This window comes from Photobacterium sp. R1 (assembly GCF_054600795.1).
The window spans coordinates 1-419 of the sequence record NZ_BAAHZP010000122.1; the positions used below are offsets into that span (position 1 = coordinate 1).

Here is a 419-nt window from a genome sequence, read left to right on the forward strand (position 1 = left end):
TTTTGCCATCAGGCAGAACATCCATGTCAGTCAGCATGCTGATTGGCAAGCGCTCCCGGAACTAACCGGGAAGGTGTTCGCAGCGGCACACTTTGCCACTCATAGTCGAGCTGCGTATGCACCGGCATAAATAATTCGCTGGTATAGAACTTCCCGAGCCGTTCCACCGGGTAAAACATAGCATCACCGTAATGCTGTTTCACAAAATCATGTTCATAACCCAGGATTTCAAGCACAGTGGGAAAAATGTTGAAATGTGACAATTGATGGCTGTTTTCCGCCAGTGATGACTCAAATCGCTGCCGCAGTTGCGGATGCGTTGTCAGCACCATCAGGGGCACCATCCCCTGATAGGCAGAGCCACTGTTACGATTACAATGCGTCAACAGCCCTTTTCCTTCTTCCAGTAAATCCTGCCC

1 protein-coding gene is annotated in these 419 nt (G+C 49.9%); it reads right to left on the reverse strand.

Features of this window, described 5'->3' with window-relative positions; genetic code table 11:
* Positions 1–26: 26 nt before the first annotated feature.
* Positions 27–419: hypothetical protein (locus ACYP03_RS24265; RefSeq protein WP_459782405.1), on the reverse strand; the 393-nt coding region annotated here is incomplete at its 5' end.